General features: G+C 42.8%; 13 protein-coding genes. 12 read left to right on the top strand and 1 reads right to left on the bottom strand.

Features of this window, described 5'->3' with window-relative positions:
- Window positions 1-196: 196 nt before the first annotated feature.
- The 6 genes from ACH2DQ_RS29470 (at window position 197) to ACH2DQ_RS29445 (ending at window position 4,868) form a co-directional block, all read left to right on the top strand.
- The gene (locus ACH2DQ_RS29470) at window positions 197-778 is read left to right on the top strand and encodes a sugar O-acetyltransferase (protein WP_394915523.1); all 582 of its coding nucleotides are present in this window, start codon (window positions 197-199) and stop codon (window positions 776-778) included.
- 158 nt (window positions 779-936) lie between these two features.
- The gene (locus ACH2DQ_RS29465) at window positions 937-1,476 is read left to right on the top strand and encodes a hypothetical protein (protein ID WP_394915524.1); all 540 of its coding nucleotides are present in this window, start codon (window positions 937-939) and stop codon (window positions 1,474-1,476) included.
- 246 nt (window positions 1,477-1,722) lie between these two features.
- A complete protein-coding gene (locus tag ACH2DQ_RS29460; RefSeq protein ID WP_394915525.1) occupies window positions 1,723-2,361 on the top strand; it encodes an orotate phosphoribosyltransferase in 639 nt (212 codons plus the stop codon).
- A 440-nt stretch (window positions 2,362-2,801) separates the two neighbouring features.
- Window positions 2,802-3,407, top strand: a complete 606-nt coding sequence (hisH, locus tag ACH2DQ_RS29455) for an imidazole glycerol phosphate synthase subunit HisH (protein WP_394915526.1) — start codon at window positions 2,802-2,804, stop codon at window positions 3,405-3,407.
- Window positions 3,408-3,419: 12 nt separating this feature from the next.
- Complete coding sequence (gene hisF / locus ACH2DQ_RS29450) at window positions 3,420-4,181, top strand: imidazole glycerol phosphate synthase subunit HisF (protein WP_394915527.1); 762 nt, start codon at window positions 3,420-3,422, stop codon at window positions 4,179-4,181.
- 12 nt (window positions 4,182-4,193) lie between these two features.
- A complete protein-coding gene (locus ACH2DQ_RS29445; RefSeq protein WP_394915528.1) occupies window positions 4,194-4,868 on the top strand; it encodes a uracil-DNA glycosylase in 675 nt (224 codons plus the stop codon).
- Window positions 4,869-5,072: 204 nt separating this feature from the next.
- Here ACH2DQ_RS29445 and ACH2DQ_RS29440 read toward each other — a convergent pair whose 3' ends face one another.
- Complete coding sequence (locus tag ACH2DQ_RS29440) at window positions 5,073-9,329, bottom strand: acyl-CoA dehydratase activase-related protein (protein ID WP_395028844.1); 4,257 nt, start codon at window positions 9,327-9,329, stop codon at window positions 5,073-5,075.
- A 483-nt stretch (window positions 9,330-9,812) separates the two neighbouring features.
- Between ACH2DQ_RS29440 and tgt the strand changes: the two genes are divergently transcribed.
- The 6 genes from tgt to ACH2DQ_RS29410 form a co-directional block, all read left to right on the top strand.
- Window positions 9,813-10,955: a tRNA guanosine(34) transglycosylase Tgt gene (tgt, locus tag ACH2DQ_RS29435; RefSeq protein WP_394915530.1), complete on the top strand. Its 1,143-nt coding sequence runs from the start codon at window positions 9,813-9,815 to the stop codon at window positions 10,953-10,955.
- Between the two features lie 82 nt (window positions 10,956-11,037).
- A complete protein-coding gene (gene yajC, locus ACH2DQ_RS29430; protein WP_044289468.1) occupies window positions 11,038-11,346 on the top strand; it encodes a preprotein translocase subunit YajC in 309 nt (102 codons plus the stop codon).
- A gap of 183 nt (window positions 11,347-11,529) precedes the next feature.
- Window positions 11,530-12,963, top strand: a complete 1,434-nt coding sequence (locus ACH2DQ_RS29425; RefSeq protein WP_394915531.1) for an extracellular solute-binding protein — start codon at window positions 11,530-11,532, stop codon at window positions 12,961-12,963.
- Between the two features lie 12 nt (window positions 12,964-12,975).
- Window positions 12,976-15,957, top strand: coding sequence for an EAL domain-containing protein (locus ACH2DQ_RS29420; RefSeq protein ID WP_394915532.1), 2,982 nt, complete (start codon window positions 12,976-12,978; stop codon window positions 15,955-15,957).
- 91 nt (window positions 15,958-16,048) lie between these two features.
- Window positions 16,049-17,131, top strand: coding sequence for a 3-isopropylmalate dehydrogenase (leuB, locus tag ACH2DQ_RS29415; RefSeq protein WP_394915533.1), 1,083 nt, complete (start codon window positions 16,049-16,051; stop codon window positions 17,129-17,131).
- Between the two features lie 115 nt (window positions 17,132-17,246).
- Window positions 17,247-17,787: dihydroxy-acid dehydratase (locus ACH2DQ_RS29410; RefSeq protein WP_395028842.1), on the top strand; the 541-nt coding region annotated here is incomplete at its 3' end.

Here is a 17,787-nt window from a genome sequence, read left to right as displayed (position 1 = left end):
TATCCATTAGGTTTAGGAAAAGGTTAACGTAGTTAACCTTGGTCAACACGGTTGACTTTGCAAGTTAGAACGGATGATATTTGATGAATTTCTGTGTGTGGTTTTGAAGGTATATGTGTGTGAGGCAGCTAATAGTAGCTGCTTTTTTGTTTTTTTATAATTTATTTAGTTTTTTTAGAAAGGAGTACCAAATAATATGACAGAACGGGAAAAAATGTTGGCAGGTTTACTATATGATTGCGGAGACCAGGAATTAATTACCCAGTGGCATAAAGCAAAAAACCTGATTCGCAATTACAACAATTTAGATTCAGAAGACATGGAAGGAAAAGATAAGATATTAAATGAGCTATTAGGAAGCAGAGGACGGAATTTATGGATAACGTCACCTTTTTACGTTGACTATGGTAATAATATTTATTTTGGGAATAATTGTGAAGTGAATATGAACTGTACGTTTTTGGATGACAACCGAATCGTGATCGGGGACAATGCATTAATAGCACCAAACGTACAGATTTATACTGCATTTCACCCTGCAAATGCAACAGAACGGTTTGGAGTTGTGAAAGAAGAAGGCTTTGAATTCTGTAAAACTATGACTGCTCCTGTTACGATTGGGAACAATGTCTGGATTGGAGGGGGAGCTATTATTTTACCAGGAGTAAAAATCGGTGACAACGTCGTTATCGGCGCCGGAAGTGTGGTAACGAAATCAATTCCGGACAATTCAGTGGCTTTTGGCTGTCCCTGCAAAGTGGTTCGGGAAAATAATTAACCAGCCATCAATTGCTGTCATTCTCAAAAAGGAAAAGAGATTAATGCGGTGTGAAAGCAACAATTAAATTTATGAAAAGCAAGATTTAAAGCAGCAAGTTACAATTTCATAATTAGAGAAAAATTTAAATATGAATTGGCACAGCAGAAAGGATTAACATGATAAATACAATTTTAGATAAAATACAAAAAGCAGACCTTATTTTGATTGGAATCGGAACAGATTTTGCAGGTAGTAACAAAAAAGAAGATATCAAAAGAGAAGATATCAAAAGAGCATATAATAAGTTAAAGGAAATGGTTGGAAGCAAGTCTTATTTTGTAGTCACCTTAAATACAGATGATTTTATTTATGAATCCGATTTGGACAAAGAGCGTATTGTGGCACCCTGCGGAAGTGATGCGGCTGGGAATGTGGTTACCAATGAAAATTATGATGAATCCATCTATCTTCCACAATGGGAAGCATATACTAGGTGGCTTCAGAATACGTTAAACAAAAAGCTCTGTATTCTGGAACTGGGGGTGGGATTCCAGTATCCATCCGTTATTCGCTGGCCTTTTGAGAAAACGGCTTATTTTAATCAGAAATCCAGTTTTATCAGGGTGCATGAGAAGCTTGCGCAGTTGACACCGGAGATAAAGGAGAGAAGTATTTCCATTAGTCAAAACCCGGTTCATGTTTTGATTGAAAAATAAATATATCTATCTTGTCAAGGATTAAAGTGAGATTTGGTGATAATAATTGGGAAAGATCATTATGTTTTGAAAATAGGTTGAAAATATAGACAAGATATACGGAATTATCTTTCTAATACAGGATAATTATGGTAAAATGATACTGAAGAGTGTGTTTGTAAATTCGTTACAATAATCGGCATAACAATTTATGACATGCTTCTGATCACTCATTTAGGAACACGTATTGGATAAGGAGGATTGCGTATGGAAACTCGTGCAGTAAAGATCAAGTCAAAAGCAAATTCAATGGTAGCGATTAAGGTCATCCAGGGACATTTTGCAACGAATCATTCTCACATTAATTATTATATCGACATGACTACTTTAAAAGCGAGGCAGAGCGAAGCGGCTGCGGCGGCAGAACTTCTGGCGCGGAAGTATGAGATGACGACTTTTGTAGATACGATTGTCTGTATGGATGGATGTGAAGTAATTGGCTCTTATTTGGCACAGCAGCTTAGCCAGGCTGGCATTATGTCTATGAACCAGCATAAAACGATCTATATCGTCACACCGGAACTGCATACAGGGGGACAGTTAATTTTCCGTGATAATATGCAGATGATGATCCGAGGCAAGCATATAGTCCTTCTTCTGTCCTCAATTACAACCGGAAAAAGCATAAGCAAAAGTCTGGAGTGTATTCGATATTACGGCGGGCAGGTTGCAGGGATTTCGGCAGTTTTCAGCGCATACCATCCAAAAGAAGTGGAGATCAATTCCATTTTTACGGAGAAGGACATTCCGGATTATAAGACTTATGATTTTTCTGTCTGTCCTATGTGTGCCGATAAGGTTCCGGTAGATGCAATAGTAAACAGTTATGGATACTCTAAGATATAATGGAAATACAAAAAGGTACTGAATAAGCATATCAAACACATAAATCTGAAAATAAATAAAAATACGAAGCAAAAGAGGATGCAAAATACCATTTCATATATATATATGGATTAAAAACAGTCATGTTTCAATGGTGCGCAGTGCGAAATTCGTCGATTTGGAATTGTATCTTCAAAATAAATATGATAAACTGTAAAGGAATGTTGCAAATTCAGGCAGCATTCCTTTTTCAATGGATATAGGAGTTGTTAGAGTATGTTTGAAAAACCCCGCTGCAAGCAACGAGGCATTTGTTCTCCGCTTCCGCTCCGGTCGTTGCTAAACGAATGTCCACTGGACGTTCAGCAACCCTCGCGGCAGCCGCCAAATCTACGCGCCAGCGTGTCCGTTTGGCTCGTGGCTCGCGGGAATAAAATCAACCCGGATAAGGAAGTGACAACATGATAGCAATTATTGATTATGATGCAGGTAATTTGAAAAGTGTAGAGAAGGCTTTGATACATCTCGGAGAAAATCCGGTGGTATCCAGGGACCCGGAGGTTATTCTGAAGGCAGATAAGGTGATTCTGCCCGGTGTTGGCTCTTTTAAGGAGGCAATGGAAAGATTAAAGGAATATAAACTAGTTGACGTGATTCATGAAGTGGTAAAGATGCAGAAACCCTTACTGGGAATCTGTCTGGGACTGCAGCTTTTGTTTGAAAGCAGTGAAGAAAGCCCGGGCGTTGAGGGGCTTGGCATTCTGAAGGGCAGGATTTTGCGGATTCCGGATTATGAGCAGTTGAAAATCCCCCATATTGGCTGGAATTCGTTAAGATTTCCCCATAAGGGTAAGCTCTTTGCAGGACTTGAGGAGGAGCCGTATGTTTATTTCGTACACTCTTATTACCTGCAGGCAGAAGAACCGGAAATTGTGGTGGCTTCAACCTGGTACGGCACGGACATCCATGCATCTGTGGAAAAGGGAAATGTATTTGCCTGTCAGTTCCATCCAGAGAAGAGCAGCGATACAGGACTAAAAATACTGAAAAATTTTGCAGGGTTATAGGAGGAAAGTGAGATGTTTACAAAGAGAATTATACCCTGTCTGGATGTACATAATGGACGAGTGGTAAAAGGTGTCAATTTTGTTAACCTGAGGGATGCCGGGGATCCGGTTCAGATTGCTGCGGCATATGATAAGGCAGGTGCTGACGAGGTCGTATTTCTGGATATAACAGCTTCTTCCGATGCAAGGGAGACTGTTGTGGACATGGTCCGAAAAGTGGCTGAGAATGTCTTTATTCCCTTCACAGTGGGTGGCGGAATCCGTACAGTAGAAGATTTTAAGATATTGCTTCGGGAAGGGGCAGATAAGATATCCATCAACTCGTCGGCAATTAATAATCCCAGTCTGATCAGTGAGGCGGCAGACAAGTTTGGCAGTCAGTGTGTTGTGGTAGCCATTGATGCCAGGAAGCGGGAAGACGGTTCAGGATGGAATATTTATAAAAATGGCGGCAGAATTGATGTGGGAATGGATGCCGTGGAGTGGGCAATGCAGGCAGACCGGATGGGGGCAGGTGAAATTCTGCTGACCAGCATGGACTGTGACGGGACAAAAGCCGGTTATGATATTGAACTCACCAGAACCATTGCAGAAAATGTTTCCATTCCGGTGATAGCATCAGGCGGTGCAGGAACCATGGAGCATTTTTATGAAGCACTGACAGATGGGAAGGCGGATGCAGTTCTGGCAGCGTCCCTGTTTCACTACAAAGAACTTGAGATAAAAGAATTAAAGAAATACCTGGCAGGAAAAAATGTGCCGGTAAGATTGTAAGGAGGAGTGAGTATGCCACCAATCAGTAACGACTGGTTAGTACCTTTAAAACCGGAATTTAAGAAACCCTATTATGCGAATCTCTATAAAAAAGTAATGGAAGAGTATCAGACAAGACTGATATTTCCAGCAGCAGACGATATATTTAATGCTTTTGCATTTACCCCTTTGGAACAGGTGAAGGTGGTTATTTTAGGACAGGATCCTTATCATGGGGACGGGCAGGCGCATGGGCTGTGCTTTTCGGTAAAACCGGATGTGGAGATTCCGCCGTCTCTGGTGAATATTTATCAGGAACTGAGGGATGATGTGGGCTGTTATATCCCCAATAACGGACATCTTACGAAATGGGCAAAACAGGGAGTGTTGCTTTTGAATACGGTTCTGACTGTAAGAGCACATCAGGCAAATTCCCACAGAGGTATTGGCTGGGAGGAATTCACCGATGCGGCGATCCGTATCTTAAATCAGCAGGATCGGCCAATTGTGTATATCCTGTGGGGACGTCCTGCCCAAATGAAAAAGTCCATGCTGAATAATCCGAAACATCTCATTCTGGAAGCGCCCCATCCAAGCCCCCTGTCTTCTTACCGGGGATTTTTTGGAAGCAGGCCATTTAGCAAGACCAATGACTTCCTTAAAAACAACGGATTGGAACCCATCGACTGGCAGATTGAAAATATCTGATTACAGGTGCACCAGAGCAAGCCCCATCGCCAGAGGCGATTATCATGGGCTTGCATCGTAACTGTTCATAGTTCGGAGCAGCTACGATCAATCAAAAAAGATCAATCAAAAAAGATCAATCAAAAAAGAGAAGGAATTCCGGCAGTTTACGGTTTTCCTTCTCTTTTGTATGATATGAAAAATGTGACAGATGGATGCTTTACGTTAAGCTTCCATCTCTTTTTTTAGATTCTTCTGAGCGGTGGAAAGCATCAGTTTAATACGGTTTAACTGGTTTACTTCACTTGCTCCCGGATCGTAATCAATTGCCACGATGTTAGACAAGGGGTATCTGTGCCGCAGTTCTTTGATAACACCCTTTCCAACCACGTGGTTAGGCAGGCATCCAAATGGCTGGGTACATACGATATTATTGGTACCGCTGTGTATCAGCTCCAGCATTTCTCCGGTCAGGAACCAGCCTTCCCCCGTTTGGTTGCCAATAGAAACGATTGGATTGGCAAATTCAGCCAAATCTTCAATTTTAGCAGGTGCATGGAAATGCACACTTTTTTCCAGTTCTTTGGATGCGGCACTTCTTGCAAATTCCAGCGCCTTGATTCCTGCGTTGGCAATCCCGGCAGAAGATTTCTTCATACCCAGATTCTCTGCTTTAAAATTGTTGTTGTAGAAGCAGTAGAGCAGGAAGTCCATCAGATCCGGAACCACCGCCTCAGCGCCTTCTGCTTCTAATAGTTCTACCAGGTGGTTGTTGGCAGCAGGCAGGAACTTAACCAGAATCTCACCTACAACCCCTACTTTCGGCTTTTTAATATCCAGGATCGGCAAAGCGTCAAAATCTCTGATTAATTGACGGCATAACTTTTTAAATTCCCGGAAAGACGGATGGCGCTGTGAGATAAATCGAATGCAGCGCTCTTCCCATTTCTGATGGAGTGCATTTGCGCTTCCCTTTACTTTTTCATATGGCCGCATACGATAGAGGCAGCGCATGAAAAGGTCACCGAAAATCACGGCATAGAGGCCTTTTGTTACCAGTGAATAATTAATCTTAAATCCCGGGTTCTTTTCCAGACCGCTTAAGTTGATGGAAATAACCGGAATGTTTGGATAACCTGCTTTTTCCAGGGCACGGCGGATGAAACCAATGTAGTTGCTTGCCCGGCATCCGCCCCCCGTCTGTGAAATCAGAACGGCTGTCTTGTCCAGATTGTATTTACCGGAATGTACAGCGTCCATGATCTGTCCCACGACGATCAGGGAAGGGAAGCAGGCATCGTTATTTACGTATTTCAGTCCCATGTCAACGGCTGCTTTATCGTCTGTATTTAATACTTCCAGCCGGTAGCCGGAGGTGTTAAATGCAGCTTCCACAAGGCCGAAATGAATGGGTGACATCTGGGGGCAGAGGATGGTGTAATCTTTTTTCATCTGCTCCGTGAAAACCACACGTTTTATATTAGAGGGCTGAATACAGCGGCACATTTTACGCTCTTCCCTTACCCGGATGGCGGAGAGCAGAGAGCGGACACGGATTCTTGCAGCGCCCAGGTTGTTTACTTCATCAATTTTCAGGCAGGTATAAATTTTACCTGAATTGGCGAGTATGTCGTTCACCGAGTCGGTGGTAACGGCGTCCAGACCGCATCCGAAGGAATTCAGCTGGATAAGATCCAGATTATCCGTCGTCTTAACGTAGTTTGCAGCAGCATAAAGCCTGCTGTGGTACATCCACTGGTCCATTACAATTAATGGGCGTTCCGGCTGGTTTAAATGTGAAACGCTGTCTTCCGTCAGAACGGCTACCCCATAGGAATTAATCAGTTCCGGAATTCCGTGGTTGATTTCCGAATCAATGTGGTAAGGACGTCCGGCAAGTACAATTCCGTGCCTTCCGGTTTCCTTTAAGTAGGCAATGGTTTCTTCCCCTTTGCGGTACATCTCCTTACGGATGCGGTCCAGTTCGTCCCAGCCAGCCTGTACAGCGGCTTTCACTTCTTCTGCCGGAATACGGGGGAAAGTTTTGTATAACTGGGAGCATATGGTTTCCACGCTGGTAAATGACAGAAACGGATTGGAGAAATTAATTTTTTCTGTTTTAATTTCTTCGATATTATTTTTAATATTCTCTGCATAAGAGGTTACAATCGGGCAGTTGTAATGGTTATTGGCTTCCGGGAATTCATTTCTTTCGTAAGGAATACATGGGTAAAAAATGAAATTAATTCCCTGCCGGATCAGCCAGGTCACGTGACCGTGGGCCAGCTTCGCCGGATAACATTCCGATTCACTTGGTATGGATTCTATGCCAGGTTCATAAATCTTATGGGTGGAAGGCGGAGACAGCACCACTTTGTATTTCAACTGGTTAAAAAATGTGAACCAGAACGGGTAATTATCATACATGTTTAAAACCCTTGGAATACCTACCGTGCCGCGGACTGCTTCATCCTCTTCCAGCGGTGTATAGGAAAACATCAATTTGTTTTTGAAATCAAATAAGTTCGGGATATTATCTTTATTTTTCTCTTTTCCAAGACCCCGCTCACAACGGTTGCCGCTAACGAACTGGCGTCCACCGGTAAAACGGTTAACAGTCAGACGGCAGTGGTTGGTACAGCCTTTACACTTTGCCATAGTAGTGGTGAACTGCAGCTTATTGATCTTGTCAATGGAGAGCATAGTTGTCTCTGTATTTTCATTATACCGTTCCCTGGCAATCAGGGCAGCACCAAATGCTCCCATAATTCCGGCGATATCCGGGCGGATTGCTTCACATTCTGCGATTTTTTCAAAGCTTCTAAGGACCGCATCGTTGTAGAAGGTTCCACCCTGGACTACAATATGGCGTCCCAGTTCAGAAGCATCCGAGACTTTGATTACTTTGTAAAGTGCATTTTTTATGACAGAATAAGCAAGGCCTGCAGAGATATCGGAGACTTCTGCGCCTTCTTTTTGTGCCTGCTTAACCTTGGAGTTCATAAATACAGTACATCTGGTACCAAGGTCGATGGGATGCTTTGCAAAAAGTGCAGCTTTGGCAAAATCCTGTACGCTGTAGTTCAGGGACTTGGCAAAGGTTTCAATAAAAGATCCGCATCCCGATGAGCATGCTTCATTTAACTGCACGCTGTCTACGGTGTTATTTTTGATTTTAATGCACTTCATATCCTGACCGCCGATGTCCAGAATACAATCTACTTCCGGATCAAAGAAAGCCGCGGCATAATAGTGGGAAACCGTTTCCACTTCCCCCTCATCCAGCATGAGCGCTGCTTTGATCAAAGCCTCCCCGTATCCCGTAGAACAGGAGTAGGCTATGGTTGCACTATCCGGCATCAGTGCATAAATTTCCTTAATTGCGGAAATGGTAGTGTTTAAAGGACTTCCGTTGTTGCTGCTGTAAAACGAATACAGAAGAGAGCCGTCTTCTCCTACGAGAGCAGCTTTTGTTGTAGTGGAACCGGCATCAATACCAAGGAAACAGAGTCCTTCATAGGAACTCAGATCTGCGGTTACGACATTGTACTTACTCTGTCGTTCGTTAAATGCTGCATAATCTTCATTTGATGCAAACAAAGGTTCCATACGGGCTACTTCAAACTCCATTTTGATGGCGGAGGACAGCTTTGCAATCAAAGCTTCCAAAGAGGTTGTCACCTCCGGATCATGATTTAGAGCAGACCCAATTGCTGCAAACAGATGAGAATTATTTGGAGTAATAGCATGTTCCTCATCCAATTTTAAAGTACGGATAAATGCCTGTTTTAACTCAGAGAGGAAGTGAAGTGGTCCTCCCAGAAAGGCTACGTGGCCGCGGATTGGTTTTCCGCAGGCAAGCCCGCTGATGGTCTGGTTAACCACTGCCTGGAAAATGGATGCGGATAAATCTTCTTTTGTTGCCCCTTCATTGATCAAAGGCTGGATATCTGATTTTGCAAATACTCCGCAGCGGGCAGCTATCGTATAGAGTGAACTGTAGTTTTTTGCATATTCATTCAATCCGGAAGCGTCTGTCTGCAGCAGGGATGCCATCTGATCGATGAAAGAACCGGTACCACCGGCGCATATGCCATTCATACGCTGTTCCACGCTGCCCCCTTCAAAATAAATAATCTTCGCATCTTCGCCGCCAAGTTCAATGGCAACATCGGTCTGAGGTGCATAATCCTGGAGCGCCGCAGAAACGGCGATTACTTCCTGGACAAAGGGAACACCCAGATGCTTGGCAAGAGTAAGTCCGCCTGAACCGGTAATCATAGGAGCCAGGGAAAATTCCCCCAGCTGGTTATAAGCTTTTTTTAATAAAGAAGACAAGGTCTCCTGAATATTGGCATAATGTCTTTCATAGTCAGAAAACAGAAGATTTTGTTCGTGATCCAGAATTGCAATCTTAACTGTGGTTGAACCAATGTCGATTCCCAGACTATGTAAGGCATTTTTATTTATATCGTTTTGCATTTATGTGCCTCCAATCTATGTGAGAGTTACGTTGCAGCAGGCCTGGAGCGTGTTTGAAAAATCATTCCCGCCGCTGCACGCTCTAATCAAATTATATGAAAAGAGCCTGTTGGTATACTATATCTTGTATGGCATTGAATACCACGCTACATTATACGACAAATCAGTTTAAAATACAATCCTAAAATATAGAAATGATTTCCTATTAAAAGATGAATGGAAGAAGTAAATTCCGTTACTATTCACGGTCAGGAATGCGCTGAACTGCGCATTCCGTGAGAACATGATTCAGGAGTGAGGGGCGATTTTTGTGTAGCAAAACTTTAAATATCGCCCCGAATTGTTACTATGAGCAGCCTCTTTGGCCGTGAATAGTAACAATTTTCCAAAACTTGTACTTTAAGGAAAGATATGATAAAATACACACGAGTGTGTTTGAAGATTGCTCAAACTATAAAAATAAACATAAAGCAGGTAATATGAATGTACAGACTTATAAAACAAGACGGAAAAGCAAAAAGAGGCGAACTGCATACGGTGCATGGTGTCATTCAGACTCCGGTATTCATGAATGTGGGTACCGCAGCGGCGATTAAAGGGGCAGTGTCCACCGCAGATCTTCAGGAGATCAAAACCCAGGTAGAGCTTTCCAATACCTATCATCTCCATGTGCGTCCAGGTGACGATGTGGTCAGAAAAATGGGCGGACTGCATAAATTTATGGTTTGGGACAAGCCTATATTAACGGATTCCGGCGGTTTCCAGGTGTTTTCCCTGGCAGGGCTTCGTAAGATAAAAGAGGAAGGTGTGTATTTCAGTTCCCATATTGACGGCAGGAAAATTTTTATGGGGCCGGAAGAAAGCATGCAGATCCAATCAAATCTGGCATCCACCATAGCCATGGCATTTGATGAATGCCCATCCAGTGTAGCAAGCAGGGAATACGTTCAGAATTCTGTTGACCGGACTACCAGATGGCTTGGCAGATGTAAAGAAGAGATGGCAAGACTGAACAGTCTGGAAGATACGATTAATAAAAACCAGTTATTATTTGCTATCAATCAGGGAGCGATTTACGAGGATATCCGTATTGAACATGCCAAGACTATTGCAAAGATGGATCTGGACGGATATGCTATCGGCGGTCTCGCTGTAGGAGAAACACATGAGGAAATGTATCGCATACTGGACGCAGTCGTGCCCCATCTTCCGTTAGAAAAGCCTACGTATCTCATGGGCGTGGGAACTCCGGCAAATATTCTGGAAGCAGTGGACCGGGGAGTGGATTTCTTCGACTGCGTGTATCCCAGCCGAAATGGGCGGCATGGGCATGTCTATACCAATCACGGCAAGATGAACCTGTTTAATGCAAAATATGAACTGGATGGAAAGCCAATAGAAGAAGGGTGCCAGTGTCCGGCATGCCGCCATTACAGCAGAGCGTATATCCGCCATTTATTAAAGGCAAAGGAAATGCTGGGAATGCGGCTGTGTGTACTTCACAATCTGTATTTCTATAATCACATGATGGAAGAGATTAGGGAAGCCATCGAACAGGGGCGGTACGCAGAATACAAAAAAGCCAAATTGGAAGGTTTTGAACAGGGAAACATTAAAATTCGCTAAATTATTAAAAAATACTTGATGATTTGGCAGAATTTGTGTATTATGTAATTTATGAGTGAAAAAGAAATGGAGGAAGTCACACATGAGTAATGTTTTGAGTGCCGGAGGTGCTGCAGGCGGAATGGGTCTTTTAATTCTCTACGTAGTAGTAATTGGTGCAGCAATGTACTTTTTTGCTATCAGACCGCAGAAAAAGGAGCAGAAGAGATTAAATGCAATGCTGTCTGATCTTGCTGTAGGAGATAGTATCGTAACTACCGGAGGATTTTACGGTGTTATAATTGATATTACAGACGAAGACGTAATTGTAGAATTTGGAAGCAATAAGAACTGTAGAATTCCAATGAGAAAAGCTGCAATTGCTGAAGTTGAAAAACCAGAAGCGGAATAAAGATTGTTGAAGATACCGGGAGATCCGGTATCTTTTTTTGTGGGGTTTGGCGGGAAATATTCTTTCCGGATATTCTTGTTTTCTCCAAATAAAATTGTATCTCAGTTGGTGAAAATATGATATAATACTCTCTATATGCATCCTTAAATAAAAAGAGAATATAATACGGAAAGAGTGAAAAAGATGAAAAAGAAAATGTTGGCTTTTGGGATCGCAGCAGGATTGTTTGCAATTGCATTAGGTGGATGTGGTTCCACGGGGAAAGTGAAGTTAGATCCAAAGAATCCGGTGAATATTGACATCTGGCATTATTACAGCGGAAATCAGCAGAATGCGCTGGACAGTATGATTAAAGAGTTTAACAGCACAGTTGGACTGGACGAGGGAATTGTTGTAAGTGCACTGAACTGCGGAAGTATTCCTGAGTTGTCGGAAAAGGTACTGGATACAGCGAATAAGAAAGTCGGGACTTCCGATATGCCCAGTATCTTTCTGGGATATACCAATACCGTATATGAAATAGATAAAAAAGGGCTGGTCGCTAATTTAGATGATTATCTGAGCAAGGAAGAGCTGGAACAGTACGACCCGGCTTACATTGAGGAAGGCAGAATGGGGGAAAAGAATGAACTTAAAATTTTTCCAACAGCGAAGTCTACGGAGATGATGATGCTCAATAAGACAGATTGGGATAAGTTTGCGGCGGAAACAGGGGCAGACATTAAGAAACTGGAAACTATTGAAGGATTAATTGATATATCGGAGCAATATTATAACTGGTCCGGCGGCAAAGCATTTTTTGGCAGAGATGCAATGGCAAATTATCTGTTGATTGGGGCGAAACAGCTTGGCACAGAACTCTTTAAAGTAGAAAATGGAAAAGTAGAGTATCAGCTTGATCAGGAGGTTATGAAAAAGATATGGGATGGTTACTATGTTCCTTACATAAAAGGATATTTCGGTGCGTATGGCAAGTTCCGTTCCGATGATGCAAAAGTGGGGGATCTTCTAGCCTTTGTAGGATCCACAACCTCCGCTACTTACTTCCCCAAAGAAGTATTTATCGATGACACCAACAGCTATCCGGTAGAGGCGATGGCATTGAAAGCACCGGTTTTTGAAGGTGGAGAAAAATATGCCGTTCAGCAGGGAGCCGGTATGGCAGTTACCAAATCTACACCGGAGAAAGAGTTTGCGTCTGTAGAGTTTATGAAATGGTTTACCGACACAGACCGTAATCTGTCTTTTTCTCTGGAGTCCGGTTATCTTCCGGTAAAAAAGGAAGCAAAGACAAGTGAGAAACTGAAGTCAACACTTGCAGGCTATGAAGAAGGAAAGATTGATTCCGTAATGGAAGAAACGCTGAAAATGGCTTTTGAAATGTCAGATACTTATAAATTTTATACGGCAAAGGCGTTTGAGGGAAGTGAAGCAGCCAGGGATGTTCTGGAATACAGTTTATCAGATAAGGCAAAGGAAGACAAACAGGCAATCGATGCATTGATCAAAGACGGAACAGATCGGGATGAAGCAATCGCTCAATATAATACGCAGGATAATTTTGAAGCATGGCTGAGTCAGCTAAGTAAGGATTTGGAGGCAACGCAGGCCGGTTGATGAGGAAGTAAGATGAAAAGATCAAAAACATCATTATTGAAGAAAATTTTAATTCCAATTTTGATCGTCATGCTATTCCAGGCAGGATTAATTTATTGCGTTGTTTTTGAAAGCGGTACAATGGATAAGCTGAAGAATAATTCATTTCATATTTTCAGTGAAAAAGTAAATAACCGCAGAAATTCCCTCCAAAATGACATGATATCCAGATGGGGAAATGTCAAAGGCACCACGGAGGATATCACAACAGCAGTTCAGGCAATTTTACAGAAACAGGGCAAAACACCTCAGGAGATTGTGATGAACAGCGAATGCAGCAAAGAAATTCTGAATCATATATCAGATTATCTGTTGGAAATGATGAGAAGAAACGTAGTGAGCGGAGCGTTTGTTATATTTGACGGAGACGAACGTGATTCCAAAAGCGGAATTTATTTCCGGGATTCTGATCCGACGACGACTACAGGAGACTATTCCGATCTGCTGGCACTTAGGGGACCCTCCTATATAACGAGCAAATACCGCATTGCGCTGGATCGTTTTTGGACTCCGGGATTCCAGTTAGACGAAAAAGATTCCGATAATGCTTTTTATTATCGCCCTTTTGAGGCGGCAAAAGACCATCCGGAGATGGAAAGTAATGATCTTGGATATTGGAGCACTCCATTTTATTTAAATAAAAGCGAAGCCGGCGATTCCGTTCCGATTATTACTTACTCTGTTCCGATAATTCTTGCCGGGGAACCTATCGGAGTAATGGGGGTGGAACTGTCTCTGGATTATCTGAATACGGAATTGCCTTTTAAAGAACTGGATAATCAGAACTTTGGAAGTTATGTTCTGGCTATGGGAAAAAGTGAAAGCGAGAACGACGAAGTACCGCTTACCTACCATTTGATTACCCAGACCGGAATTATGTCCAAACAGATGTTTCCGGAAATCGGCGGTCAGCTGGAACTGGAAGATGACCTTTCCAATAACTTTTTTTACCCCATCAAATCGGAGGGGAAGAAGACTTATGGCTGTGTACAGACGATAAAACTGTATAATACCCATACCCCCTTTGAGAATGAGCAATGGGTGCTAGTAGGCGTCGTTTCCGATGAACATCTGCTTTCTTTTTTCTATAGCTTCCGCGCCAGTATTATGGTGATGATTATTCTATCACTGCTTATTGGTGTTGCAGCAAGCTTTGTAGTGTCAAAACTGGTAACAAATCCAATCACGGCACTGAGCAGAAAGTTAAAAACGCTGAACCCGGATAAACCAATTCATTTGGAAAGGCTGGAGGTATCTGAAATTGACGAACTCTCCGGTACGATTGAAAATCTAAGCGTAGAGGTGGCGAACAACGCCAATAAACTGTCTACTATTCTTGCGATGACCGATATTAAAATGGGAGCCTGTGAATATAATCATGAGAAGCCCGACAGAGTATTCTGCACCGAACAGTTTTGTGAGATTCTGGGAATCGAAAAAGGTGAAAATTATGTAGAATCAGGTAAGGTAAAAGCAGCTCTTCGGAAATTGCTGCCGTATCTGGTCAGCAGGGATAAGAATGAAGGAGTATATATCCTGCATATAGATAAAGGAATGTATCCATACTGGCTGAGAGCCAAAGTTGTGACAAAAGAATGCCGGACCCTGGTGGTGCTTACCGATATCAGCAAGGACATGGAAGAGAAAATCAAGATTGAACACGAAAGAGATTATGATATTCTGACAAATCTCTTTAACCGCAGGGCATTTTGTTCCAGACTGGACCGTTTGTTTGAAGAACCGCAGAAGCTGAAACAGGGCGCTATGGTCATGCTGGATCTGGACAATCTGAAATATGTAAATGATACATATGGGCATGATTATGGAGATGAATACATCAGGCTGGCAGCAGATGTGTTAAAGAAATATCCGGACCCACAGTCTGTGATCTCCAGACTGTCCGGAGATGAATTTATGATTTTCGTTTACGGATATCAGAATCAGGAAGAGATTCAGCAGAAATTTGCAGAAATGTTTGCAAAATTCAAAGATGCGAAAATTACTTTCCAGGATATGACTTCCATTCAGGTGCGGGCTTCCGCAGGTATAGCAGCTTATCCCAAGGATGCGGTTAATTACCATGACCTGATCCGATATGCGGATTTTGCCATGTATCTGGTTAAAAAGACCAACAAGGGACAGATGGAAGCATTTAATGTGGATATCTATAATAAAGAATCTTACCTGCTGCAATGTAAAGAGGAACTGAATAAGCTGATCGAAGAAGAACTGATGGATTACATGTATCAGCCAATTGTCTCCACAACAACCGGAGAAATATTTGCCTACGAAGCTCTGATGCGGCCCAGAACCACAAACATCAAAACACCGTTTGAGCTTTTAACACTGGCGAGAGCCCAGTCCAAGCTTCATGAGATCGAACGGCTGACATTTTCCAAAGCAATGGAAGGGTTTGCCAAGTTAAACGCATCCAACGGAAACGGGAAGTTGTTCATCAATTCCATTGCTAACCAGTGTTTGAGCGAAAAAGAAATTGCGCTTATCGAATCCAGGTACGGAGCCTATCTGTCCCGGATCGTTTTAGAAATTACAGAAGAAGACAAACTGGACGCGCCGCTTATGGAGCGGAAAAAAGAAGTATTAAAATCCTGGGGAGCACAGCTTGCCATCGATGATTTTGGAACGGGATACAATTCCGAGGGCGTTCTCTTAAGTATCCGCCCGGATTATATTAAAATAGACAAATCCCTTGTTGAGGGAATTTGTCAGGATAAAAATAAGCAGATGCTGCTGCGCCACCTGGTTACTTATGCAAGGGAACATGATATAAAAACCATTGCAGAGGGTGTGGAAACGGCAGATGAAATGCAGGCGCTGATCCTGGAAAAGATTGACTATCTCCAGGGATATTATCTGGCAAGACCCGGATTTATACCTCCTGAAATACCGGAAAAAGTGCGCAGGCAGATCATTGATTTAGGAAAAAATCGGTAAAAATAGGGATTATAGTTGAAAAGTGCATAAAAATGCATTATGATATTGGATAAAGATTTGGATAAAAAGATACAGAAGGGAAGAAATCACTATGAGTTTTCAAATTGCATTGATTCCGGGAGATGGAATCGGACCTGAGATTGTGGGGGAAGCAAAAAAGGTACTGGACGCGGCAGGAAAAAAATATAACTTTGCGTTAAATTATACAGAGGTACTGTTAGGCGGTGCATCCATAGATGTCCATGGTATTCCGCTCACCGATGAGGCTGTACAGACCGCAAAGTCAAGTGATGCCGTATTAATGGGTTCCATTGGAGGAGATGCTGCTGTGTCTTCCTGGTACCAGCTGCCGCCGGACAGAAGACCGGAAGCAGGCCTATTAAAAATCCGTAAAGAATTAAATTTGTTTGCCAATCTGCGCCCGGCATATCTCTATGATGAATTAAAAGCAGCCTGCCCCCTTCGTGATGAGATTATCGGGGATGGCTTCGATATGATGATTATGCGGGAACTGACCGGAGGGCTGTATTTCGGAGAGAGAAAGACAGTAGAGGAAAACGGCGTCAGAAAAGCAATGGATACCCTTACATATGACGAAAATGAAATACGCAGAATTGCGAAAAGGGGATTCGATATTGCCAGAAAGAGAAGAAAGAAAGTTACAAGCGTGGATAAGGCGAATGTACTCGATTCATCCAGGCTCTGGAGAGCGGTAGTAGAAGAAGTGGCAAAGGATTATCCGGATGTTGCTCTGGAGCACATGCTGGTAGACAACTGTGCAATGCAGCTGGTGAAAAATCCGGGACAGTTTGACGTCATTCTCACTGAAAATATGTTTGGTGATATTTTATCCGATGAAGCCAGCATGGTAACCGGCTCTATTGGAATGCTGTCATCAGCAAGTTTAAATGAAACCAAATTCGGACTTTATGAACCAAGCCATGGTTCCGCACCGGATATTGCAGGTATGGACATTGCCAATCCAATTGCCACTGTCTTATCAGCAGCGATGATGCTTCGCTATTCCCTGGATCTGGATATAGCTGCAGATGCTATTGAAAATGCTGTGAGACAGGTATTAAAAGACGGATTCCGTACAGGAGATATTATGTCAGAGGGCTGTACGAAGGTAGGCTGCAGGCAGATGGGTGACCTGATTGCAGAAAGAATATAAAGAATATAAAAAATACAGATAAATGACAGATCCGGCTGTTTGCCGGCTCAAGAGCGTGTTCGAAAAAGCAATTTTCAAACGCGCTCAGGTATCATAAACAGATAAGGAGATCAACATGAAGAGTGATGCAGTAAAAAAGGGGATGCAGCAGGCACCCCACCGGTCATTATTTAATGCCCTTGGCATGACCAAAGAAGAAATGGACAGACCGCTGATTGGTATTGTAAGTTCTTTTAATGAAATTGTACCGGGACATATGAATCTGGATAAAATTGTAGAAGCAGTAAAGCTGGGTGTTGCAATGGCAGGCGGTACGCCAAGGGTATTTCCGGCAATCGCAGTTTGTGACGGTATCGCAATGGGACATATTGGAATGAAATATTCCCTGGTAACCAGAGATTTAATCGCGGATTCAACAGAGGCTATGGCCATAGCCCATCAGTTTGACGCACTGGTATGCGTACCAAACTGTGATAAAAACGTACCTGGGCTTTTAATGGCTGCAGCGCGTGTAAACATACCCACAGTGTTTGTCAGCGGCGGACCAATGCTGGCTGGGCATGTACACGGACAGAAAACAAGCCTCTCAAGCATGTTTGAAGCAGTAGGTACTTACGCTGCCGGAAACATGACAGATGAAGAAATTGATGAATTCG

It is taken from the genome of Robinsoniella sp., from assembly GCF_034124845.1.
This window is presented reverse-complemented; position numbering and strand designations above follow the sequence as displayed.

What these genes read in the sequence shown, in the direction of transcription:
- hisF (WP_394915527.1), top strand. Translation starts at nt 3,420, where the DNA reads ATGTTTACAAAGAGAATTATACCCTGTCTGGATGTACATAATGGACGA.
- tgt (WP_394915530.1), top strand. Translation starts at nt 9,813, where the DNA reads ATGTACAGACTTATAAAACAAGACGGAAAAGCAAAAAGAGGCGAACTG.
- hisH (WP_394915526.1), top strand. Translation starts at nt 2,802, where the DNA reads ATGATAGCAATTATTGATTATGATGCAGGTAATTTGAAAAGTGTAGAG.
- ACH2DQ_RS29425 (WP_394915531.1), top strand. Translation starts at nt 11,530, where the DNA reads ATGAAAAAGAAAATGTTGGCTTTTGGGATCGCAGCAGGATTGTTTGCA.
- ACH2DQ_RS29460 (WP_394915525.1), top strand. Translation starts at nt 1,723, where the DNA reads ATGGAAACTCGTGCAGTAAAGATCAAGTCAAAAGCAAATTCAATGGTA.
- yajC (WP_044289468.1), top strand. Translation starts at nt 11,038, where the DNA reads ATGAGTAATGTTTTGAGTGCCGGAGGTGCTGCAGGCGGAATGGGTCTT.
- ACH2DQ_RS29420 (WP_394915532.1), top strand. Translation starts at nt 12,976, where the DNA reads ATGAAAAGATCAAAAACATCATTATTGAAGAAAATTTTAATTCCAATT.
- ACH2DQ_RS29445 (WP_394915528.1), top strand. Translation starts at nt 4,194, where the DNA reads ATGCCACCAATCAGTAACGACTGGTTAGTACCTTTAAAACCGGAATTT.
- ACH2DQ_RS29465 (WP_394915524.1), top strand. Translation starts at nt 937, where the DNA reads ATGATAAATACAATTTTAGATAAAATACAAAAAGCAGACCTTATTTTG.
- ACH2DQ_RS29440 (WP_395028844.1), bottom strand. Translation starts at nt 9,329, where the DNA reads ATGCAAAACGATATAAATAAAAATGCCTTACATAGTCTGGGAATCGAC.
- ACH2DQ_RS29470 (WP_394915523.1), top strand. Translation starts at nt 197, where the DNA reads ATGACAGAACGGGAAAAAATGTTGGCAGGTTTACTATATGATTGCGGA.
- leuB (WP_394915533.1), top strand. Translation starts at nt 16,049, where the DNA reads ATGAGTTTTCAAATTGCATTGATTCCGGGAGATGGAATCGGACCTGAG.